The 22,306-nt window shown below is 62.1% G+C and carries 20 protein-coding genes, 1 other RNA gene and 2 pseudogenes; 12 read left to right on the top strand and 11 right to left on the bottom strand.

Annotated features, from left to right (window positions below; all coding sequences use genetic code 11):
• Positions 1 to 6: 6 nt before the first annotated feature.
• From JWR98_RS06670 to JWR98_RS06695, 6 genes are all read right to left on the bottom strand, one after another.
• Positions 7 to 1,011 (bottom strand): extracellular solute-binding protein, encoded by a 1,005-nt coding sequence (locus tag JWR98_RS06670; RefSeq protein WP_003176804.1) that lies wholly within the window; start codon positions 1,009 to 1,011, stop codon positions 7 to 9.
• Between the two features lie 95 nt (positions 1,012 to 1,106).
• Positions 1,107 to 2,324 carry a 2-octaprenyl-3-methyl-6-methoxy-1,4-benzoquinol hydroxylase gene (locus JWR98_RS06675; protein ID WP_179119973.1) on the bottom strand — a complete coding sequence of 406 codons (1,218 nt, stop codon included), beginning with the start codon at positions 2,322 to 2,324 and terminating at the stop codon, positions 1,107 to 1,109.
• 9 nt (positions 2,325 to 2,333) lie between these two features.
• Complete coding sequence (locus JWR98_RS06680; protein ID WP_078735139.1) at positions 2,334 to 2,819, bottom strand: DUF4442 domain-containing protein; 486 nt, start codon at positions 2,817 to 2,819, stop codon at positions 2,334 to 2,336.
• The gene (gene ubiH / locus JWR98_RS06685) at positions 2,812 to 3,999 is read right to left on the bottom strand and encodes a 2-octaprenyl-6-methoxyphenyl hydroxylase (protein WP_078735140.1); all 1,188 of its coding nucleotides are present in this window, start codon (positions 3,997 to 3,999) and stop codon (positions 2,812 to 2,814) included. Before ubiH ends, JWR98_RS06680 begins: the two co-directional genes overlap by 8 nt.
• Positions 3,996 to 5,318: a Xaa-Pro aminopeptidase gene (gene pepP / locus JWR98_RS06690; RefSeq protein ID WP_078735141.1), complete on the bottom strand. Its 1,323-nt coding sequence runs from the start codon at positions 5,316 to 5,318 to the stop codon at positions 3,996 to 3,998. Before pepP ends, ubiH begins: the two co-directional genes overlap by 4 nt.
• A gap of 20 nt (positions 5,319 to 5,338) precedes the next feature.
• Positions 5,339 to 5,896, bottom strand: a complete 558-nt coding sequence (locus JWR98_RS06695) for a YecA/YgfB family protein (protein WP_205489572.1) — start codon at positions 5,894 to 5,896, stop codon at positions 5,339 to 5,341.
• Positions 5,897 to 6,035: 139 nt separating this feature from the next.
• Here JWR98_RS06695 and JWR98_RS06700 point away from each other — a divergent pair, with 139 nt between their 5' ends.
• The 4 genes from JWR98_RS06700 (at position 6,036) to JWR98_RS06715 (ending at position 7,457) form a co-directional block, all read left to right on the top strand.
• Positions 6,036 to 6,245 (top strand): TIGR02449 family protein, encoded by a 210-nt coding sequence (locus tag JWR98_RS06700; RefSeq protein WP_007982902.1) that lies wholly within the window; start codon positions 6,036 to 6,038, stop codon positions 6,243 to 6,245.
• Positions 6,242 to 6,559 (top strand): cell division protein ZapA, encoded by a 318-nt coding sequence (locus JWR98_RS06705; protein ID WP_003176812.1) that lies wholly within the window; start codon positions 6,242 to 6,244, stop codon positions 6,557 to 6,559. Before JWR98_RS06700 ends, JWR98_RS06705 begins: the two co-directional genes overlap by 4 nt.
• 30 nt (positions 6,560 to 6,589) lie before the next feature.
• Positions 6,590 to 6,768, top strand: a non-coding RNA gene (gene ssrS, locus JWR98_RS06710) — 6S RNA.
• Positions 6,769 to 6,827: 59 nt separating this feature from the next.
• Entirely contained in the window at positions 6,828 to 7,457 is a 630-nt protein-coding gene (locus JWR98_RS06715; RefSeq protein WP_003176813.1) for a 5-formyltetrahydrofolate cyclo-ligase, read from the top strand.
• A 7-nt stretch (positions 7,458 to 7,464) separates the two neighbouring features.
• On the opposite strand, the gene JWR98_RS06720 is transcribed toward JWR98_RS06715, so the two are convergent.
• A complete protein-coding gene (locus tag JWR98_RS06720; RefSeq protein WP_003176815.1) occupies positions 7,465 to 7,611 on the bottom strand; it encodes a hypothetical protein in 147 nt (48 codons plus the stop codon).
• A 195-nt stretch (positions 7,612 to 7,806) separates the two neighbouring features.
• Between JWR98_RS06720 and JWR98_RS06725 the strand changes: the two genes are divergently transcribed.
• From JWR98_RS06725 to JWR98_RS06745, 5 genes and pseudogenes are all read left to right on the top strand, one after another.
• Positions 7,807 to 8,256 (top strand): EVE domain-containing protein, encoded by a 450-nt coding sequence (locus tag JWR98_RS06725; RefSeq protein ID WP_078735142.1) that lies wholly within the window; start codon positions 7,807 to 7,809, stop codon positions 8,254 to 8,256.
• Positions 8,257 to 8,325: 69 nt separating this feature from the next.
• Positions 8,326 to 9,290: pseudogene (locus tag JWR98_RS06730) on the top strand (HlyD family secretion protein).
• On the top strand, positions 9,287 to 12,004 hold the full coding sequence (gene rbbA / locus JWR98_RS06735; RefSeq protein WP_205489573.1) for a ribosome-associated ATPase/putative transporter RbbA: 2,718 nt from the start codon (positions 9,287 to 9,289) through the stop codon (positions 12,002 to 12,004). Before JWR98_RS06730 ends, rbbA begins: the two are co-directional and overlap by 4 nt.
• Entirely contained in the window at positions 12,004 to 13,122 is a 1,119-nt protein-coding gene (locus tag JWR98_RS06740; protein WP_205489574.1) for an ABC transporter permease, read from the top strand. Before rbbA ends, JWR98_RS06740 begins: the two co-directional genes overlap by 1 nt.
• A 100-nt stretch (positions 13,123 to 13,222) precedes the next feature.
• Positions 13,223 to 15,226 (top strand): SGNH hydrolase domain-containing protein, encoded by a 2,004-nt coding sequence (locus tag JWR98_RS06745; RefSeq protein WP_205489575.1) that lies wholly within the window; start codon positions 13,223 to 13,225, stop codon positions 15,224 to 15,226.
• Here the strand turns inward: JWR98_RS06745 and JWR98_RS06750 are convergent.
• The gene (locus JWR98_RS06750; protein ID WP_078735147.1) at positions 15,216 to 15,623 is read right to left on the bottom strand and encodes a flagellar basal body-associated protein FliL; all 408 of its coding nucleotides are present in this window, start codon (positions 15,621 to 15,623) and stop codon (positions 15,216 to 15,218) included. The two genes, JWR98_RS06745 and JWR98_RS06750, sit on opposite strands and share 11 nt — an antisense overlap.
• A gap of 150 nt (positions 15,624 to 15,773) precedes the next feature.
• On the opposite strand from JWR98_RS06750, the gene JWR98_RS06755 reads away from it, so the two are divergent.
• Positions 15,774 to 16,751, top strand: a complete 978-nt coding sequence (locus JWR98_RS06755; RefSeq protein ID WP_078735148.1) for an NADPH:quinone oxidoreductase family protein — start codon at positions 15,774 to 15,776, stop codon at positions 16,749 to 16,751.
• 233 nt (positions 16,752 to 16,984) lie between these two features.
• Positions 16,985 to 18,322, top strand: coding sequence for a glycerol-3-phosphate transporter (gene glpT / locus JWR98_RS06760; RefSeq protein ID WP_003176820.1), 1,338 nt, complete (start codon positions 16,985 to 16,987; stop codon positions 18,320 to 18,322).
• On the opposite strand, the gene JWR98_RS06765 is transcribed toward glpT, so the two are convergent.
• Positions 18,319 to 18,972 carry a gamma-glutamylcyclotransferase gene (locus JWR98_RS06765; protein WP_078735149.1) on the bottom strand — a complete coding sequence of 218 codons (654 nt, stop codon included), beginning with the start codon at positions 18,970 to 18,972 and terminating at the stop codon, positions 18,319 to 18,321. The two genes, glpT and JWR98_RS06765, sit on opposite strands and share 4 nt — an antisense overlap.
• A gap of 296 nt (positions 18,973 to 19,268) precedes the next feature.
• On the opposite strand from JWR98_RS06765, the gene JWR98_RS06770 reads away from it, so the two are divergent.
• Positions 19,269 to 19,751, top strand: a complete 483-nt coding sequence (locus JWR98_RS06770) for a sn-glycerol-3-phosphate transporter (protein WP_078735150.1) — start codon at positions 19,269 to 19,271, stop codon at positions 19,749 to 19,751.
• Positions 19,752 to 19,796: 45 nt separating this feature from the next.
• On the opposite strand, the pseudogene JWR98_RS06775 reads toward JWR98_RS06770, so the two are convergent.
• Positions 19,797 to 20,764: pseudogene (locus JWR98_RS06775) on the bottom strand (CDP-6-deoxy-delta-3,4-glucoseen reductase).
• Positions 20,764 to 22,230 carry a 4-hydroxy-3-polyprenylbenzoate decarboxylase gene (gene ubiD, locus JWR98_RS06780; RefSeq protein WP_003176824.1) on the bottom strand — a complete coding sequence of 489 codons (1,467 nt, stop codon included), beginning with the start codon at positions 22,228 to 22,230 and terminating at the stop codon, positions 20,764 to 20,766. Before ubiD ends, JWR98_RS06775 begins: the two are co-directional and overlap by 1 nt.
• Positions 22,231 to 22,306: the final 76 nt, after the last annotated feature.

Raw genomic sequence — 22,306 nt, forward strand, 5'->3', positions numbered from 1 at the left:
TGTGTGTCAGTTCCAACCCGCCCGATCCATCAGCCGAATCGCCTCGGCCTGACGCTTACCCGCCACTTCCACCGGCAACGTGTCGGCCACGAATTTACCCCAGGTCGCCACTTCGGCCGACGGTGGCACCGCCGGGTTGGCCGGAAACTCCTGGTTCACGTCAGCAAATATCTGCTGCGCCTCAGGCGTGGTCATCCATTCCACCAGGGCCTTGGCGGCTTCAGGGTGCGGTGCGTTCTTGGTCAGGCCGATGCCCGACAGGTTCACATGCACGCCACGGTCGCCCTGGTTCGGCCAGAACAGCTTCACCGCCAGGTCCGGTTTCTGCTTGTGCAGGCGCCCGTAGTAGTAGGTGTTGACGATCCCCACGTCGCATTGCCCGGCATTGATCGCCTCCAGCACCGCGATGTCATCGGAGAACACGTCGGTGGACAGGTTATTCACCCAGCCCTTGACGATAGCTTCGGTTTTGGCCGCGCCATGGGTTTCGATCAGGGTCGCGGTCAGCGACTGGTTATAGACCTTTTTCGCGGTACGCAGGCACAGACGGCCTTCCCACTGCTTGTCGGCCAGGGCCTCGTAAGTGGTCAGGTCACCCGGCTTTACCCGGTCGGTGGAGTAGGCGATGGTCCGCGCGCGCAAGCTCAACCCCGTCCAGGCGTGGGCGGATGAACGGTATTGCAGTGGAATATTCTTGTCGATCACCGCGGAGGTGAACGGTTGCAGGATGCCCATCTGCTCGGCTTGCCAGAGATTGCCGGCGTCGACGGTGAGCAGCAGGTCTGCGGTGGCGTTTTCGCCCTCGGCCTTGATGCGCTGCATCAGCGGGGCTTCCTTGTCGGTGATGAACTTCACCTGCACACCGGTCTTTTTGGTGTAGGCATCAAACACCGGCTTGATCAGTTCGTCGATGCGTGAGGAGTACACCACCACCTCGTCGGCTGCCTGCACGGTGGTGCTGCCGATCAGGGTGAGTGCCAGGGCAGTCAGGAGGCGCTTGGGTGCCAACATGGGGGCGGTCTCTCATTTGCAAAAAGAGAGCAAATGATAAGGACTCACATTTGGTAACGCTTGGTGGAGGCGTTACCAGATGTTGCACAAACGCCTCAGGGTTTAGCGAGTTCGGGCAGATCGCCCGTCAATCCCAAGGCCTGGCGCACAAAGACCGCCTTGGCTTCGGGCATCTGATCGACCATTTTCAACCCGGCATTGCGCAACCAGCGCAACGGCAGTTGATCGGCCTGGAACAACCGCTCAAAGCCCTCCATCGCCGCCATCAACGCCAGGTTATGCGGCATGCGCCGGCGCTCGTAACGGCTGAGCACTTTCACATCCGCCAGGCGCTCGCCACGTTCGGTGGCCGACAACAACACGTCGGCAAGCACTGCCGCATCGAGGAAACCCAGGTTCACGCCCTGCCCGGCCAGCGGATGGATCACATGGGCCGCGTCGCCGATCAATGCCAGGCCCTCGGCCACATAGCGTTTGGCATGGCGTTGACGCAACGGCACGCAAACCCTTGGATCGGCGCTGACGACAGTGCCCAGACGCCCTTCAAAGGCGCGCTCCAGCGCACGGCAAAACGCCTCGTCATCCAACGCCATCAAGCGTTCGGACTCAGCCGGCGTGGTCGACCAGACGATCGAGCACCAATCCTGCTGCCCGTCCCGCTCCAATGGCAAAAACGCCAGCGGACCAGTATCGGTAAACCGCTGCCAGGCCGTGCGCTGGTGCGGCTGGCTGCTGCGTACGCTGGTGACGATGGCGTTATGCAGGTAATCCCACTCACGGGTCGCCGTGCCGGTAAGGCGGCGCACGGCGGAGTTGGCGCCATCGGCCGCGACCACCAACGGCGCGCGCAAAGTTCGGCCATCGGCCAGGGTCAGCAGCCAGTCATCGCCGGAGCGGCGCATCTGCTCCAGGCGTGCGTTAGCCAGCAAACCCAGGTCGCAGTCGTGCAGGCGCTCAAGCAAGGCATCCTGCACCACGCGGTTTTCGACGATATGCCCGAGCACTTCGGCATGCACGCTGGCCGCCGAGAAGTGGATCTGCCCGGTGCCGCTGCCGTCCCACACCTGCATCTCGCCATAGGGGCTGGCGCGGCGCGAGACAATGCCCTCCCACACGCCGAGGCGCTCCAGGATGCGCTGGCTGGCCGCCGACAGGGCGCTCACGCGAGGCTCGAAGGCCGCGTCACGGTCGAATGGCTTGACACTCAGCGGGCTGCCGTCGAGCAGCAGCACTTGCAGGCCACTGCCCTGCATCGCAAGCGCCAGGGCGCTTCCGACCATTCCGGCCCCGACAATCAGCACATCTGCGCGCATGTCCATGCTTTAAACCTGTCTTGCTGGCGGCTTGCGCCGCACGTAAAGGGTTTTGTCGACCCGCGCGACCAAAGTGCCGGAGCCGTCATGAATCTGGACCTGGAGGTGGGGCAGATATTTCTCGCCGCCCTCGGTCTGTCGACGCACTTCATCCAACAACGCATCGTCGATAAAAAATTCGGCATACACCGGGCCCTTGCCCGGCGAGATAAAGTCGATGCTCGCGGCCTTGTCCCACACGATGTAGTCACGGCCCAGGTTCTCCATGAGCATCAGCATGTAGAACGGGTCGACCATCGAATACAGGCTGCCACCGAACTGGGTGCCGACGTAATTGCGGTTATACCAACCCAGGCCCATGCGCACTTTGACGTGACGAAAGTCGGCGCTCATATGCCGCACGCTGACCCCGGCGCCCAGGTACGGCGGGTACAGGGTCATGACCCAACGCAACAACCGCGCTTTGCCTAGCCGCTCGACCAACCACTTACGCATCGGGGCGCGTCCCCAGGCCCATGGCCTGACGGGCGAACCAGCGCTTGGCCGGAGGCAACAGGTCCAGGCCCAGCAGGCCCATGTTGCGGCCCAGCGCGACCAACGGTTGAGCACTGCCAAACAGCCGCGTGACCTGGTCGGAAAAACCCACGGTCAACTTCTGATCCAGGTGCTGGCGCTCGCGATAAGCCTGCAGCGTCGCCAGGTCGCCCGGCACCGCCGGCCCGGCCAGCAGGGCCTCGGCCAAGGCATTCGCATCGCGCAGCGACAGGTTGAAACCCTGCCCGGCAATCGGGTGCAGGCTGTGGGCGGCATTGCCGAGGATCGCCAGGTGCGAGCGCACTTGCTCTTCGGCTTCCACCAGGGTCAGCGGATACAGATGTCGCGCGCCGACTTGTTTCAGCGTGCCCAGGCGGTAACCGAACACGCCCTGCAATTCGCTCAGGAAACTGCGCTCGTCAAGGGCGGCCAGGCGCTGGGCGTCCATGCCGACGCGGGTCCACACCAGCGCGCAGCGATTGTCCGGCAGCGGCAGCAACGCCATCGGGCCTTGCTCGGTGAAGCGCTCGAAGGCTTCGCCGTTGTGGGACTCGCTTGGGGTGATGTTGGCGATCAGCGCGCTCTGGTTGTACGGCCGGGTTTTCACGCCGATGCCCAACTGCTCGCGCAAGCCGGAGCGACCGCCATCGGCCAATACCGCAAGGTCGCATTCCAACACGGTTTCATCGTTGAGGGTCAGGCGATAACCGTCGGACAGCGGCTCCATGCGCGTGACCTCCGCCGGGCAGCGCCAGCTCACCACGTCTTTGTCCAGGCCTTGCCACAGGCATTGGCCGAGCCAGGCGTTTTCCACCACATAGCCCAGGGCCGGCACGCCCTCCTCCAAGGCAGACAAGCGCGCGGTGGAGAAGCGGCCTTTGTCCGATACGTGAATCTGCTTGATCGGTTCGGCACGAGGGGAGATGGCCTGCCATACCCCCAGGCGCTGATAAATCTGCCGGGCGCCAAACGACAACGCCGACGAGCGTGCGTCGTAGCTCGGCTGGTAGCTGTCACCCGGCGCGAAAGGTTCGATCAACACGATTTTCCAGCCGCGCGCCTTGGCCCCGGCCTGCAGCGCCAGCGCCAGGCTGGCGCCCACCAGGCCGCCGCCGATGATTGCCAGGTTGACCCGGCTCATCGGGCAGCCGCCATCAGGGCTTCGATCTCGGCGACGGTCTTGGGCACGCCGCCGGTCAGGATTTCACAGCCTTGCTTGGTCACCACCACGTCGTCCTCGATGCGTACGCCAATGCCACGCCATTTCTTTGCCACGTTCTGGTTGTCCGGCGAAATATAAATGCCAGGCTCCACGGTGAGTGCCATGCCGACTTCCAGCACGCGCCATTCACCGCCCACCTTGTACTCACCCACGTCATGCACATCCATCCCCAGCCAATGGCCGGCGCGGTGCATATAGAAGGGTTTATAGGCTTCGCCGGCGATCAGTTCGTCGACGTCACCTTGCAACAGCCCCAGCTTTACCAACCCGGCGGTGATGACCTGCACGGTCGCCTCATGGGCCTGGTTCCAATGCTTGTTCGGTGCGATCTCGGCAAAGGCGGCTTCCTGGGAGGCCAGCACAATCTCGTAGATCGCTTTCTGTTCAGCGGAAAACCTGCCATTGACCGGCCAGGTGCGGGTGATGTCGCTCGCGTAGCAGTCGATCTCGCAACCGGCGTCGATCAGCACCAGGTCACCGTCCTTGAGCAGCGCGTCATTCTGCTGGTAGTGCAGGATGCAGCTGTTGCGCCCGGTGGCGACGATGGAGCCGTAGGCGGGCATTTTCGCGCCACCTTTACGGAATTCGTAATCCAGCTCGGCTTCCAGGCTGAACTCATGCAGCCCGGCGCGACTGGCCTGCATCGCCTTGACGTGGGCCGCGCAGGAAATCCGCGCGGCTTCGCGCATCACCTTCACTTCCGCCGCCGATTTATACAGGCGCATGTCGTGGAGCAGGTGATCCAGGGCAACGAATTCATTCGGCGGCTGCGCGCCCAGGTGCGCTTTGGAGCGGATCACGTTGATCCATTCCATCAGGTGCCGGTCGAATTCGGCGTTGCTGCCCATGGCCGAATACACCCGGTCGCGGCCTTCGATCAGGCCGGGCAGGATGTCGTCGATATCGGTGATGGGAAACGCGTCGTCGGCGCCAAAATCACGAATCGCACCTTCGGTACCGGCGCGCAGGCCGTCCCACAATTCGCGTTCGGCATTGCGTTCGCGGCAGAACAGCACGTACTCGCCATGCTGGCGACCGGGCATCAGCACGATCACCGCTTCCGGCTCGGGGAAACCGCTCAGGTACTGGAAATCGCTGTCCTGGCGGTAGACGTGCTCGACATCGCGATTGCGGATAGCCACGGCGGCGGCCGGCAGGATCGCGATGCTGTTGGGTTCCATCTGCGCCATGAGCGCCTTGCGGCGCCGGGTGTATTCCGCTTTGGGGATATGGATCATGGGCAGATGGGCTTCCTTTCTCAGTGCAGTGAAGGCTTGGGGGCAACAGGCTCAGCGGACTTCCGGGTCTCGGTGAACAGCAGCAATGGCGCGACGCGCAGGTATTCCATGACTTCCATGTAATCGCCTTCGCCGTCTTCGGACTCTTCCAGGGCGTCTTGCACCTGGGAGATGGCCGCCAGGTCCTGCAGCACTTCCTTGGCGTCGGTGCTCAACTCCAGGCCACCGGCATTCACGCCGAAACCGTGGAGGAAGCCCTGGCACCATTGGCCCAGTGCGGCAGCCCGCTCGGTGAGCGGCGCGTCGTCGGTCGGCAGCAGCAGGACCACGGTGACGTCATCACCGGTCAGCTCGCCCTTGACCATCTCTTGCAAGCCGATCAGTGCGTTACGCACGTTGTCGGTCGGTTCGGTTTCCAGCAGCTCGGCGACATCGGCCAGCCAGTTGTCGGCGTCAAAGCCGACACCGGTGCAACTGCGGCCCAGCAATACGCCGTGCAGCTCGGCAGGCGAGCAAGGATGGCCGCTGGTGCTCAGCAGTTTGGAGAAAGCATCGTACGGGGAGTTCTGAATGGGCATGGTGAGCTAGGCGCCAGACGGCGCAATGTCTAGAATGGAGCGCTGTATCCTAGCACCGGCAGACGCACCAAGACTATCAAGGGCGTCAGATCGTTTATCCTGCAGTTGCCATTCATCAGACAAAATCCAGTGGAACCCAATGGAAGACACCGACCTGCAAGCGCTGATGGCCAGACTCGAATTGCTAATTACTCGGGTCGAGCAACTTAAGAGTCAAAACGGACTCCTATTAGCTCAGGAAAAGACCTGGCGCGAGGAACGCGCTCACCTCATTGAAAAAAACGAAATCGCCCGGCGTAAGGTCGAATCGATGATTTCGCGCCTGAAGGCCCTGGAGCAAGACTCATGAGTTCAAGCAATAGCGTCACCGTGCAGATTCTCGACAAAGAATATTCGATCATCTGCCCTCAGGAAGAGCGCAATAACCTGGTGAGCGCCGCCCGCTACCTGGATGGCAAGATGCGTGAGATCCGCAGCAGCGGCAAAGTGATCGGCGCCGACCGCATCGCCGTGATGGCCGCGCTGAACATTACCCACGACTTGCTGCACAAGCAGGAACGCCCTGACGTACAGGCCAGCGGCTCGACCCGCGAGCAGGTACGCGACCTGCTCGAACGCGTTGACCTGGTGCTGTCCAGCGACTCAGACGCACCCAAGGGCTGATTGCCGCGACCGTTTAAGGTATACTCGCCCCACTCCCTGGCGTGTTTGCCAGTCGGCGATGTCCCGGAGCCGATTCGCACTACCCTGGAAGTTGCACGTTGGGCTGGTGTGCATGTCCGCTAGACGGAAAGCCTTAAAGCCTACTGCTTCTTCCACCTTGAACTTTCGGGTTCAAGGGCTAAGTCGACAGCGGCGCTGTCGGGGAGCCTGAATTCCCAAAACTCAATGCCAGTCCCCGGACTGGCATTGTTGTATGAGCCGAAAAATCATGACCGAACCTGCGCCGCTTTCCCGTCCGCACCTTCGACGCATGTTGCGCAAGGCCCGCCGCGCCCTCACGCCGAGCGAGCAGCGCCAGGCCGCCCACGGCCTGTATCGGCAACTGGCACAGCACCCGCTGTTTCGCCGGGCCAAACATATTTCCTTATATCTACCGACGGACGGTGAAATCGATCCGCGCTTGCTGCTGCGTGCCGCCCAACGCCGAGGCAAGGCTACTTACCTGCCGGTGCTGAGTGCATGGCCACGGACCAAGATGGTGTTCCAGCGCGTGCGGCCTGGAGAAACGCTGCGGCCCAATCGCTTTCGCATCCTGGAGCCACGGGTCAATGCCAAGCGCCAACGCAAGGTCTGGGCGCTGGACCTGGTGCTGCTGCCGCTGGTGGGATTCGATGATGCCGGCGGTCGCCTGGGCATGGGTGGCGGTTTCTACGACCGCAGCCTGGCCTACCTTGCCCGCCGCCAAAGCTGGCGCAAGCCGACGCTGCTGGGGCTGGCCCATGAATGTCAGAAGGTCGATCGATTGGCGCAGGCCAGTTGGGATGTGCCATTGGCCGGCACCGTCACAGACAGGAAGTGGTATATCGCGCAGGCGCCACTGGAGTCAGCGGCGCCTTGAAGCTGTATCAGCGCTTGAACGGTTGTTGCTGTTGAGTCAATTCAACGGGTGCATCGGTCTTGTTCGACCACAGGCTTTGCGCATACCCGGTGGTCACGACGCCCAGACCAAACAAAATCACCAAAATCCATAGTAAATCCGGTTTACGTTGCATCGATTGCCCCCCTTCAGGCACCTCGTACACGATGACAACAACGTTCCAAAGTAGTCCGTTGCAGCTGCGTCAAGCTTAAAATCCCGGCATTCTGCGATAACGTGAACCAACACGCAAACCTTGACGCCAACCGACTGTCGGTTTGTCATCAAATTGCCTGACAACTTGCCCACTGCCTTTTTCAGGAGCGCAAAAATGGCCTATTGGCTGATGAAATCCGAGCCCGACGAACTCTCCATCCAAGGCTTGGAAACGCTCGGTGAAGCGCGCTGGGATGGCGTGCGCAATTACCAGGCGCGCAACTTTTTGCGGGCAATGGCGGTGGGCGATGCGTTTTTCTTCTATCACTCAAGCTGCCCCGAGCCGGGCATCGCCGGTATCGGCAAAATTGTCGAAGCGGCCTACCCGGACCCCACCGCGCTGGAACCGGACAGCCATTACTTCGACGCCAAGGCCACTGTGGAGAAAAACCCGTGGAGTGCGATCAACGTCGCGCACGTCCAGACGTTTCCGAAAGTGCTGAGCCTGGGCTACCTGAAACAGCAAACCGCCCTCGCCGAGTTGCCGCTGGTGCAAAAAGGCAGCCGGCTGTCGGTGATGGCCGTCACCCCCGAGCAATGGGCGGCCGTGATCAGCCTGCTTTAACTGACCGGCATCAAATCCCGTTCGGAAAAAACCGCTCAAACTAGGACCCTATTGCCGCAGGAAGCCGCCATGTCGACGAACCACCACACCTCCCGCGTTTTCGCCATCGCCCTGATCGCCTTGTTGCTGGGCGCCGGTGGCTTCGGTTATTGGCGCTCCACCCAGGACCGCCTGCCGGAAGGCTTGAGCATGGGCAACGGCCGTCTGGAGTCCACCGAAGTGCAGATCGCCGCCAAGATTCCGGGGCGCTTGGCCGAAGTGCGGGTGGACGAAGGCGACAAGGTACTCAAGGGCCAACTGCTCGCGCGCATGGACACCCGCACCCTGGAAGCCCAGCGCGCCCAGGCCGAAGCCGAAGTGCTGCGCGCCAAGGAAAACTTCGCCGCCGCCCAAGCCAATGTGCAACTGCGCCAGAGTGAGCAATTGCTGGCCAACCAGGAGCTCAAGCGCACCCAGGAGCTGTACAAGCGCGGCTTCGCCAGCAGCCAATTGATCGACCAGCAGCAAGCGCGGCAGAACACCGGCAACGCCGCCGTGATCGCCGCCCAAGCCCAGGTCAATTCGGTGAAGGCCGCCATCGGTGCCGCCCAGGCCCAGGTCGCCCAACTCACCAGCGAAATCGACGACAGCAGCCTGCGTGCGCCCATCGACGGGATTATCCAGCTGCGCCTGGCCGAGCCCGGCGAAGTGCTCGGCGCGGGCGGGCGCGTGTTGCTGCTGATTGACCCCGACGATCAGTACATGAACCTCTACCTGCCGGCATCCGTCGCCGGGCGCCTGACCGTCGGCAATGACGCGCGGATTCTGCTCGACGCTCTGCCCGACCAGCCGCTGCCGGCGAAAATCAGCTTTGTCGCCGCCAAATCGCAGTTCACCCCCAAGGAAGTGGAAACCCGCGACGAGCGCCAGAAACTGGTGTTTCGCGTCAAACTGCGCCTGACCCAACCCAGTGCCGTGCCCCAGGCCAAGCCCGGCATGCCGGGCGCGGTTACGTGCGCACGGCTGAGATCGACTGGCCGGCCAACCTGCAATGACCGGCCTGGCGCTGCACGCCACCGGTATCCAGCACCACTATGGCCAGCAACAGGCACTGATCAACATCGCTTTCAGCCTGCCCGCCGGCACGCGCTGCGGGCTGATCGGCCCTGACGGTGCGGGCAAGTCGAGCCTGCTGGGGTTGATCGCCGGGGTCAAAAAGCTCCAGGCGGGCCAATTGGAGGTGCTCGGGGGCGCCATCCAGGACCGTCGCCATCGCAATAGCCTGTACCCGCGCATTGCCTTTATGCCCCAGGGTTTGGGCGGCAACCTGTACCCCGAGCTGTCGATCAGCGAGAACATCCGTTTCTTCGCCACGCTGTTCGGCCTGTCCAGGGCCGACTGCGACCAGCGCATGCACAACCTGCTGCTGGCCACCGACCTGGCGCGCTTTGCCGAGCGCCCGGCGGGCAAACTCTCGGGCGGCATGAAACAGAAACTCGGCCTGTGCTGCGCGCTGATCCACGACCCGGACTTGCTGATCCTTGATGAGCCCACCACCGGCGTCGATCCGTTATCGCGCCGACGCTTCTGGGAGCTGGTTGACAGCGTACGCAGCGAACGTCCGCAACTGACGCTGCTGGTGGCCACGGCCTACATGGAAGAAGCCGAGCAATTCGAACATTGCCTGATGCTCGACCGCGGCAAGCTGATCGCCAACGGTCTCAGCCGCGAACTGGCAGCGGCGACGCCCAGCGGCAAACTGGACGAAGCCTTCACCCACTTCCAGGGCGACAGCGCCCACGATAACCAGCCGCTGGTGATACCGCCACGCGAAGGCGGTACAGCTGATATCGCCATCGAAGCCCACGACCTGACGTTGCGCTTCGGTGACTTCACCGCCGTCAACCAGGTCAGCTTTGCCATCGGCCGGGGCGAGATCTTCGGCTTCCTCGGCTCCAACGGCTGCGGCAAGACCACCACCATGAAAGTCCTCACCGGACTGATGCCGGCCACCGAAGGCAGCGCGACGCTGCTGGGCAACCCGGTGAACGCCAAGGACCTGGCCACCCGCAAGCGCGTGGGGTTCATGTCCCAGAGTTTTTCGCTGTATGGCGAACTCAGCGTGCGCCAGAACCTGGTGCTGCATGCGCAACTGTTCGACCTGCCCAAGGCCGACAGCGGCCCGCGTATCGACCAACTGATCCAGCGCTTTGACCTTGGCACGGTGGCCGAGCAACCTTCCGGCGAGTTGCCGCTGGGCCTGCGCCAGCGTTTGTCCCTGGCCGTGGCCGTGCTGCACCGTCCGGAAGTGCTGATCCTTGATGAGCCCACATCAGGCGTCGACCCGGCGGCGCGGGATGATTTCTGGCGATTGCTGGTCGAGTTGTCCCGTGAGCAAGGCGTGACCATCTTCCTGTCCACTCACTTCATGAACGAAGCCCAGCGCTGCGACCGCATCTCCTTGATGCACGCGGGCAAGGTGTTGGCGTGCGACACGCCAGATGCCTTGCAACAGCAGTTCCACGGCGACACCCTGGAAGCCGCGTTCGTCACGTGCCTGGAACAGGCTCAAGGCGAAACCGAACCCAGCGCGCCCACCCAGACCGTCAGCGAAGCCGGCCCCCCGCCCACCGGCAAACGCGGTTTCAGCCTCTCTCGCCTGTTGGCCGTGGCCAGCCGCGAAGGCAAAGAACTGCTGCGCGACAAAGTGCGCATGGCCTTCGCCCTGCTCGGGGCGATGTTCATGATGGTGATCTTCGGCTATGGCATTTCCCTGGACGTGGAAAACCTGGCCTTCGCTGTCTACGACCAGGACCAGACCCCACAAAGCCGCGCCTACCTGGAAGCCTTCCGCAGCTCGCGCTACTTCGCCGAGCAGGCACCGATCCAGGACACCAATGAGCTGCACCGACGCCTGCAACGCTCGGAAATCAAATTGGCCCTGGAGATCCCACCCGGATTTGGCCGTGACCTCTACGCCGGTCGCCAACCCACCGTCGCCGCCTGGCTCGACGGCGGCATGCCGTTTCGCGCGGAGACCAGCCGCAACTACGTAGAGGCCGTGCACCAGGGCAACCTGCAGCAACTGGCCGAACTGAGCAGCCTGCCGCGCAGCCCCCAAGCCGCCGCAAGGCTGGAGACCCGCTTTCGCTATAACCAGGACGTGGTCAGCGTGAACGCCATCGGCCCAGGCGTGATGGCACTGATCCTCGCATTTATCCCCGCGATGCTCACCGCCTTGGGCATCGTGCGTGAGAAAGAACTTGGCTCGATCACCAACTTCTACGCCACGCCGCTGACAAGGCTCGAGTTCCTGCTGGGCAAACAGGCGCCGTACCTGGCCGTGAGCCTGATCAACCTGGCGCTGCTGGTGGCGATGAACCGCTGGTTGTTCGGCGTACCGTTCAAGGGCAGCGGCCTGACACTGGCGTTCGGTGGCCTGCTGTACGTGTTGGCCACCACCAGCATGGGCCTGCTGATTTCCGCGTTCACCCGCACCCAGATCGCGGCGATCCTTGGCACCATGATCATTACCAGCCTGCCGACCATCCAGTTCTCCGGGCTGATCGTGCCGCGCTCTTCCCTGGAAGGCGCGGCCGCGTTGATGGGTACGCTGTTTCCGGCGGGGCACTTCCTGGATATCGCGGTAGGTACCTTCACCAAGGCCCTGGACCTGCGTCAATTGTGGCCACAATGCCTGGCGCTGTTCGGGTTTTTCGTCGGGTTTACCGGGCTCAGCCTGGCGATGCTCAAGAAGCAGGAGGCCTGATGTATAAGGTCGCGCATATCCTGCGCCTGGGAATCAAGGAACTTACCAGCCTGCGCCATGACAGCGTGTTGCTGCTGTTTCTGATCTACGCCTTCAGCGTCGCCATCTACATGCCCGCCGCCGGCTCGGTGATCGGCGTGCACAACGCCAGCGTGGCGTTTGTCGATGAAGACCACAGCACACTCTCGCGGCAGATGGCCGAAGCGCTGCAGCCGCCCGAATTCCAACCACCGGCGCCGCTGGCCTACGACCAGTTGGACAAGGTAATGGACAGCGGCCAGTACACCTTCGTGATCAACGTGCCGGCCAATTTCCAGGCCGACCTGCTGGCAGGCCGCCAGCCGGCGGTGCAGGTCAACGTCGACGCCACGGCGATGAGCCAGGCGTTCATGGGCGCCGGGTACATCGGCCGGATATTCCAGCGCCAATTGCTGGACTACGGCGGCCAGGCCGATACCGCCGCCAAGGCCCCGGCGTTACTGACCACGCGGGCGCTGTTCAATACCAACCTGGAAGGCGGCTGGCTCCTGGCGGTGATCCAGATCGTCAACAACATCACGATCCTCGCGATCGTGTTGACCGGCACTGCATTGTTGCGCGAACGCGAGCACGGCACTCTCGATCACTTGCTGGTGCTGCCGCTGACCGCGCTGGAAATCATGCTGGCGAAAATCTGGAGCAACATGCTGGTGGTGGTGCTGTGTACGTGGGTATCCTTGGAGGTGGTGGTCAAAGGCTTGCTCGGCGTGCCGCTGGCCGGGTCGCTGAGCCTGTTTCTGTTGGTGACCGCGCTGTATCTGTTTGCCAGCACGGCCCTGGGCATATTCCTCGCCACCCTCGCCCGCTCGACGCCGCAATTCGGCTTGCTGGCGATCCCGGTGATCATCCCCATGCTGTTGCTCTCCGGCGGCAGTACACCGCTGGACAGCATGCCCGAATGGTTGCAGTGGGTGATGCAGGGCTCGCCGTCGACGCACTTTGTGAGCTTGAGTGCGGCGATTCTGTTCCGGGATGCGGGCGTCAGCGTGGTGTGGCCGGATATGCTGGCGCTGGCTGCGATTGGTTTGCTGTGCTTTGCCGTGGCGCTGGCCAGGTTCCGCAAAAGCCTGGCGTCCTGAGCGGGAAACACCCGGACTCATACCTGTCCGAACGGCCAGTCGTCGTGCTTGGCCAACTTTGACAGAATCCGGGTTTTGCCTGTTCGCAAGGACGTCCCGCGTGCCCCTGCTCACCAGCACTTACAAACCGGCCATTGATGGCTTGCGTGCCATTGCGGTGCTCAGCGTCATCATCTTCCACCTGGACGCGTTCAGCCTATTGCCGGGCGGTTTTACCGGCGTCGACATGTTCTTCGTGATTTCCGGTTACGTGATCAGCCAGTCACTTTGGGAGCGCCGCGACCTGAGCTTCGGCCATTACCTGGCGGACTTCTACCGGCGTCGCCTGCTGCGCATCATGCCGGCGCTGCTGACCGTGCTGTGTGTGAGTTTTGTGCTATCGGCGATGTTCATGCCGCGGTTCTGGCTCAGCGAGCTGATCGACCGCACGGGCCTGGCGGCATTCTTTGGCCTGAGCAATATCGTGCTGGCCTGGAACACAGACACCTACTTCTCTCCCAGTGCCGAGCTCAACCCCTACCTGCACACATGGTCCCTTGGGGTTGAAGAACAGTTTTATGTGATATTCCCCGCCCTGTTCTTCCTATGGCTGCGCTACCGGCAACGGTCGGCGCTCGTGTGGGCGGTGCTGCCATCGATGGCGGTGGTTTCGCTGATTATCGGCGCCTATCAGGTACGCGCCGCGCCGCTGTCAGCGTTCTATCTGCTGCCTGGACGCTTCTGGGAGCTGGCCGCTGGCGCCATCTTGTTTCAAGCCATCGGCACGCGCGGGGTAACGCTCCGCCTCAATCGCCTCGCCCCCGCCATGCTCGCGGGTGGCCTCGGCCTGGTGCTGAGCGGTTTCCTGCTCGCCAACCCCGGGCAATTCCCGTTTCCCTGGGCCATGGTCACCGTGGCCGGATCACTGTTGATGATCGCCGGGATCGTACTGCGCGCCGACAGCGCCCCAGGCGCATTGCAACGTGTGCTGCAACATCCGTTGGCCACCTACGTCGGTCGATTGTCCTATTCGCTGTACCTGTGGCATTGGCCGGTCATCGTCCTCCTGCGGTGGACCGTCGGGCTGGAGCTGCTGGCCGTGCAACTGCTTTACCCCGTGCTGGTGGCCCTGCTCGCGGCGGCGTCCTACCACGGGATAGAAACGCCGATCCGCAGCGGCAAGACGGCGCTGCAACGCAAGGCGTGGCTCACCTGTGTCTCAGGTCTGAGTATCACGGGCCTGCTGTGGCTGGGGGCGCTGTGGGTGTCGGCCAACCCATCGACCCTGTCACTCAGCCAGACCCGCGATACTTACACCTGGTATGCCTACAAACATTACCCAAGGGAAGACATTCAAAACATCGACGACCCTCGGTTGGCGGGACGACAGCTGTTCGTCATCGGCGATTCCCATGCGGCGGCGTACCGCACACTGTTAAAACTGGTCTCGCTGAAGCTCGGCATCACGGTAGTGGAATACGAGCAAGGCGGCTGCGCTGTCGTCAGCCTCATTGGCCCCGACCCCGCCCGCTGCGCAGCGGCGCGTGAAGCCCAACTCAAGGAAGTCGAGCGCCGGGCCAAACCTGGAGATGTGGTTTTCCTGGCCTCACTGCGCATGCCGGAGCTTGCCGGACGCGAGTGGCGCGAGGGTGAGGACGCCCTAATCGACAACGCCTTGGAAGAACTGACGGCCGAGACCATGGACGCTGCGCGAATCGCCGCTGACACCCTGTTGCGCCGCCTGCAGGCAGCGCAGCTCAAGGTGTTGATCGACGCGCCCAAACCATTGTTCAAGGCCGCGCCCAACCGCTGCTCGGACGGGTTCAACCGCATGAACCCGGTCTGTGCGCCGGGCCTGACAATGGCACGCGATCAACTTGAACGGCTGCGCGGGCCGCAGATGCAGCTTTTACAAACGTTGCAGGCTGATTTCCCGGCCCTCACCGTCTGGGACCCGTTGCCGCTGCTGTGCAGCGGCCCGATCTGCTCGGCCTATGACGAAAACGCCAGGCCGTTGTTCTTCGACTCAAACCACCTCAGTGGCCATGGCAACCGTGTGCTTGAGCCGTCCTTCACCGCAATCTTGCTGAACATCTGGGGGGTGACGCCGCCGCTTACTGAATGATCAGGTTGTTGAACAACAGGTCCTCGACCACAGGTTTGCCGGTTTCGTCATTCATCAATTGCTGCGTTTGCTTCAGCGCTTCCTGGCGCAGCTTTTCCTTGCCCTCGACAGTGCTCATGGCCTCGCTGGTCTGCTGAGTAAACAGCGCCACCAACTGGTTACGAATCAACGGGTCGTTGGCTTTGACCAGCTTCGCCGCTTCCTCGCCGGTCACGCGCAGGGCGATATCGGCTTTGAACACCTTGAGTTTCGCCGTGCCATCCAGGCCATAGTTACCCACGAACGGCGGGCTCAGGCTGATATAGCTGACCTTCGGCGCCGCGCCTTCTTTGGCTTCTTCGGCCTGGGCTGCCATCGGCAAGGTCAGGGCCAGCATCAACAGGATCCACGCTTTCACAGTTCATTCCTCGAATTCGGTTGCCGGGTAGCATAACGCTAGCAAGGCTGAGTACAAGCTTATGGCGACTTATCAGGCCCGGGCATGCTCGTTGACCCACGGACGTACCCTCCTACACTTATCGGCCAAGACACCAAAAGGAATAGCCCGATGAAAGCTGTGCTGTGCAAAGCCTTCGGCCCCGCCGAAACCCTGGTGCTGGAAGAGATCGCCAGCCCTGCGATCAAGAAGAACGAAATTCTGCTGAACGTGCACGCCGCCGGGGTGAATTTTCCGGACACGCTGATCATCGAGGGCAAATACCAGTTCAAGCCGCCCTTTCCGTTTTCGCCGGGTGGCGAAGCAGCGGGCGTGGTCAGCGAAGTGGGCGAAAAGGTCAGCCACCTCAAAGTCGGTGACCGGGTCATGGCGCTCACCGGCTGGGGCAGCTTCGCCGAGCAGGTCGCGGTGCCGGTCTATAACGTGCTGCCGATCCCGCCAAGCATGGAATTCAACATCGCCGCCGCCTTCAGCATGACCTACGGCACCTCAATGCACGCGCTGAAACAACGGGCCCACCTGCAACCCGGTGAAACCCTGCTGGTACTCGGCGCCTCCGGCGGCGTGGGCCTGGCCGCCGTGGAAATCGGCAAGGCCATGGGCGCCCGCGTGATCGCCGCCGCCAGCAGCGCCGAGAAACTCGCCGTGGCCAAGGCCGCCGGTGCCGATGAGCTGATCAACTACAGCGAAACCAGCCTCAAGGATGAAATCAAGCGGCTCACCGACGGCAACGGCGCCGATGTAATCTACGACCCGGTCGGCGGCGACCTGTTTGACCAGGCCGTGCGCGCCATCGCGTGGAATGGCCGCTTGCTGGTGGTAGGTTTTGCCAGCGGGCGCATTCCCGAGCTGCCGGTTAACCTGGCGCTACTCAAGGGCGCAGCCGTGGTCGGGGTGTTCTGGGGCTCGTTTGCCCAGCGTCAGCCGCAGGACAATGCGGCAAACTTCCAGCAACTGTTCACTTGGTATGGCGAAGGCAAGCTCAAGCCACTGGTGTCGCAGGTGTATCCGCTGGAACAGGCCGCACAGGCTATTAACGATCTGGGGCAGCGCAAGGCTGTCGGCAAGGTCGTCGTCCAGACCCGCTAAACGATGTGAAATGCGGTCACATGTGGGAGGGGGCTTGCCCCCTCCCACATTTGGATCTCCAGTGTCCCGCAGAACTCAATACCGGCCATGCCTTACCTATTCGCGACATGTTCATAAAAGAACATACATTTGCCAGCTTTTCCTGTGTTTGCGCTTAAGAGGCGATGCTATTTTCGGTAACGAAACTGTAACATTCGCATCCGCAGTCAAAACAAGAAATCTGGAGCTCTTGAATGTTTGCTTTCTTTCGTCCTGCCGCGCACCAGGCGCCCCTGCCTGAAGAAAAAATAGACAGTACCTACCGACGACTGCGCTGGCAGATCTTCGCCGGTATTTTCTTCGGTTACGCCGGGTACTACCTGCTGCGCAAGAACTTCTCCCTGGCCATGCCCTACCTGATTGACGAGGGTTATACCCGGGGCCAACTGGGCCTGGCGATGTCGGCGATCGCGATTGCCTATGGCCTGTCCAAGTTCCTCATGGGCCTGGTGTCCGACCGTTCCAACCCGCGTTACTTCCTGCCCTTCGGCCTGCTGGTGTCAGCGGGCGTGATGTTCATTTTCGGTTTCGCGCCCTGGGCCACATCCAGCGTGACCATGATGTTCATTTTGCTGTTCATCAACGGCTGGGCCCAAGGCATGGGCTGGCCGCCAAGTGGACGCACAATGGTGCACTGGTGGTCGCAGAAAGAACGCGGCGGCGTGGTGTCGGTATGGAACGTGGCGCACAACGTCGGCGGCGGCCTGATCGGCCCGCTGTTCCTGCTGGGCATGGCCTGGTTCAACGACTGGCATGCAGCGTTCTATGTACCGGCCACCGTGGCCCTGCTGGTGGCGGCGTTTGCCTTCATCACCATGCGCGACACCCCGCAATCGGTGGGCCTGCCGCCGATTGAAAAGTACAAGAACGACTACCCGGAAGGCTACGACGCCAGCCACGAAGAGGAATTCAGCGCCAAGGAAATCTTCGTCAAGTACGTGCTGCGCAACAAGATGCTGTGGTACATCGCTTTCGCCAACGTCTTCGTCTACCTGCTGCGCTACGGCGTGCTGGACTGGGCACCGACCTATCTCAAGGAAGCCAAGCACTTCACGGTGGACAAGTCGTCGTGGGCATACTTCTTCTATGAGTGGGCGGGTATTCCGGGCACGCTGTTGTGCGGCTGGATGTCGGACAAAATCTTCCGTGGCAACCGCGGCCTGACCGGCATCGTGTTCATGGCGCTGGTCACCGTGGCGACCCTGGTGTACTGGCTCAACCCGCCGGGCAACCCGATGGTCGATATGATCGCGCTGTTCTCCATCGGCTTCCTGATCTACGGCCCGGTGATGCTGATCGGCCTGCAGGCATTGGAGCTGGCACCGAAGAAAGCCGCCGGTACGGCTGCGGGTTTCACCGGCCTGTTCGGTTACCTGGGTGGCTCGGTGGCGGCAAGCGCGGCCATGGGCTACACCGTGGACCATTTCGGCTGGGACGGCGGTTTCGTGCTGTTGATCGGCGCGTGCCTGCTGGCGATCGCGTTCTTGATCCCAACGCTGTGGCACACCAACAGTGTCAGCTCGGCGCGTTAACCGCCTGCGCAGTCCTTTGCACAACGCTTGAGCCGCGCCTCCAGATTCTTGTCTGGCATGGCATGGCTACGCAGGGCGTTTACGGTCTGCTCGACATAATCGCGAGTGGTGCCGTAACGCCCGCAAGCGCTCTGCAGCACATGGTTGAGTACGATATCGGGCAGGTTGCCGGCGTAGCTGGGCAAGTGCCGCTCCAATACAAACCCCAGCGCCTGCACCTGAGTGCCATCCTCCAGACGGCAACTGAGCCAGTGAGGCTTGTAGGAAGGGTAAGGCATCTCGCGCTGCCACAAGGCGTAGAGCGAGGCTTCGAGTTGATCTTCCGGCAAGCGGTACGCAAACCCGCTGCAAGAGCCGCCGCGATCCAGGCCGAATACCAGCCCCGGTAATTCCGGCGTCCCCCGATGCTCGTGAGACCACAGATACAGGCCACGGTGATAACCATGCACCCGTGCCCGCACCCGCTCGGTCGAGGAACATTCAGGGCGCCAGATCAGCGAGCCGTATGCAAACAGCCAGACCGGCCCACCCTTGTGCCGACCCATGGTGGCCTGCATCGAGCTCATTAACTGTTCGTGCGTGAGTTGCGGCCCCAGATCGAGCCGCGGAGGGTAAGCCAACTGCAGAAGATCGGTTTCTATGGCGGTCATGGCGAAAAGCGGTACGCCTCCTATGTGTTACTCGGTGTAAACAACTTTAACCCAATCCCCTGGGGTGGCAATAAGCTGCCCGTCGCGGCTATAGCTTAAGGACATTTACGCAAGACAATAAATACCGTAACCGCATAAGTACGGATATAAGCCCAAGGGTCATTCGTCAGGATTGCAACCGTCAATCCCGCTACCTTCAGCCCCGGTTCAGCCTGGGAACGCGCCAAGCCGTCAAAATAGCGCGCACATCACGACCCACCTAGCCGCCCGTCACATCGACTATCGAGGTCGCACCCATGAAAAATTTTCGACTGCCTGGCCTGTTGTTCCTGGCCCAGGCCACGACCGCACTGGCTGGCGAAACGCCCATCGACAACGATGACAAGGGCTTCTGGTACGCACAGACCAGCGTCTACACGCGGCACTTCGCACCGGACCCGGACCACAACAACAACCAGGACCTGATCGGCCTGGAGCGCAATCAAGCCTCGGGTTTCGTATACGGCGCAGCGACATTTCGCAATTCGTTCAGCCAGCGCTCGTACTACGCCTATGCGGGCAAGCGCTATGACGTGACGGACTATCCGGTGTACCTGAAGCTGACCGGCGGGGCGATCCAGGGCTATCGCGGCCAGTACCGCGACAAAATCCCATTGAACCGTTTCGGCGTGGCGCCGGTGATCATTCCGTCGGTGGGCACCCATTACGGGTCCGTGGCGGCGGAGTTGGTGCTGCTGGGGTTCAATGCGGCGATGGTGACAACTGGCGTGCGTTTCTAAACGTGCACCGAGCGGGGCAAGCCCGCTCACTACAACAGCCGGCAGTCATTGACGCGGGGCATAGGCGAATACGTCAGCACGCATCTGGTGCGCATCCATGCCGGCGTCGACCAGCGCATCCAGGGTGCCGTAGATCATCGCCGGTGAACCGCTGGCATAGACATGCACGCCCTTGAGGTCGGCAATGTCTTCACACACCGCTTCATGCAATAAGCCGCAGCGTCCTTCCCAACCGCACAAGTCGCTGACAACTTTGTGCAGGAACAGGTTGGGCAGTTGCTGCCATTGTTCCCAGTGTTCGATCTGATAGAAATCTTCCGGGCGACGCACGCCCCAGTACAGATGCACCGGGTGTTTGAAGCCGGAGGCGCGGCAATGTTCGATCAGACTGTGCATCTGCGCCATACCCGTACCGGCCGCGATCAACACCAGCGGGCCGTCCGGCAGCTCAGCCAGGTGAGTGTCGCCAAATGGCATCTCGATACGGGCCATCCGGTTACGTTGCAGTTGCTCCAACAAGTTGCGCGCGCTGTCTTCGCGAGCCAGTACATGCAGTTCCAGCTCGCGCCCGGCATGGGGTGCCGAGGCCAGGGAAAACGCCGACTTCTCGCCGTTTTCCCGTTCAATCATCAGATACTGCCCGGCATGGTAACGCACCGCCTTGCCGGCCGCGCGAGCAGGCGCACGCGCCACACATCGCCACCGACGTCCACGCACTCACTCAACTGGCATGACAACTTGCGCAACGGCAATTCTCCCGGCGCCAACACGCCATCCCACAGCACGATGCAATCTTCCAGCGGCTCGGCGATGCAGGTATAGAACTCACCGTGGTCACGCACTTCGCCGGCTTGTTGCACACGGCCTTCCACCAGCAGCGCCGCGCACACGTGGCATACACCATTGCGACAAGCCTGCGGGCACTCGTAGCCCAGGCGGTGCGCACCTTCGAGGATTCGCTCGCCAGGGGCCAGCTCCAGCACCGCGCCAGAAGGTTGCAGGGTTACACGCATCAATCTATTCCCAATTCTTTCCAGATCGCATCGACACGCGCGGTCACGGCTTCATCCTTGACGATTACCCGGCCCCACTCGCGGGTAGTTTCACCCGGCCATTTGTGGGTGGCGTCCAGGCCCATCTTCGAACCCAGGCCCGATACCGGCGACGCGAAGTCGAGGTAGTCGATCGGCGTGTTGTCGATCATCACCGTGTCGCGCTTGGGGTCCATGCGCGTGGTGATGGCCCAGATCACGTCGTTCCAGTCGCGGGCATTGATGTCGTCGTCGGTGACAATAACGAACTTGGTGTACATGAACTGTCGCAAAAACGACCACACACCGAGCATTACCCGCTTGGCATGACCGGGGTACGACTTCTTCATCGTCACGATGGCCATGCGATACGAGCAGCCTTCAGGCGGCAGGTAGAAGTCGGTGATTTCCGGGAATTGCTTCTGCAGGATCGGCACGAACACTTCGTTGAGCGCCACGCCGAGAATGGCCGGCTCATCCGGCGGACGGCCGGTATAGGTGCTGTGGTAGATCGGTTTGATGCGGTGGGTGATGCGCTCGACGGTGAACACCGGGAAGCTGTCGACTTCGTTGTAGTAGCCGGTGTGATCGCCGTAGGGGCCTTCATCGGCCATTTCGCCCGGGTGAATCACACCTTCGAGGATAATTTCCGCAGTGGCCGGCACTTGCAGGTCGTTGCCACGGCACTTCACCAGCTCGGTACGGTTACCGCGCAGCAGGCCGGCGAAAGCGTATTCGGACAGGCTGTCGGGCACCGGCGTCACGGCGCCGAGGATGGTCGCCGGGTCAGCGCCCAGGGCCACGGAGACCGGGAACGGTTTGCCGGGGTGCTTTTCGCACCACTCACGGAAGTCGAGGGCGCCGCCACGATGGCTCAGCCAGCGCATGATCACCTTGTTGCGGCCGATCACTTGCTGACGGTAGATCCCCAGGTTCTGGCGGTCCTTGTTCGGACCCTTGGTGACGGTCAGCCCCCAGGTGATCAGTGGGCCGACATCGCCGGGCCAGCAGGTCTGCACCGGCAGCATGGCCAGGTCGACGTCGTCGCCTTCGATGACCACTTCCTGGCACACCGCGTCCTTGACCACCTTGGGGGCCATGGCAATGATCTTGCGGAAGATCGGCAGCTTGGACCAAGCGTCCTTCAGCCCCTTGGGCGGCTCGGGCTCCTTGAGGAAGGCCAGCAGCTTGCCGATCTCGCGCAGTTCGCTGACCGACTCGGCGCCCATGCCAAAGGCCACGCGCTCGGGCGTGCCGAACAGGTTGCCGAGCACCGGGATGTCAAAACCGGTCGGGTTCTCGAACAGCAGCGCCGGGCCCTTGTTGCGCAGGGTACGGTCGCAAATCTCAGTCATTTCCAGCACCGGGGAAATCGGCATCTGGATGCGTTTCAACTCTCCGCGCTGCTCAAGTTGCTGCACGAAATCCCGAAGATCCTTGAATTTCATTAACCATGCCACCCGTAAAATAGGCGTACATCCTACCTGCTCTGAGGGCGGCTGGCAGCCCTATCGGCGGCGCAAT

The organism is Pseudomonas lactucae (assembly GCF_016937615.1).
In the GTDB taxonomy this organism is placed as follows: Bacteria; Pseudomonadota; Gammaproteobacteria; order Pseudomonadales; family Pseudomonadaceae; genus Aquipseudomonas; species Aquipseudomonas lactucae.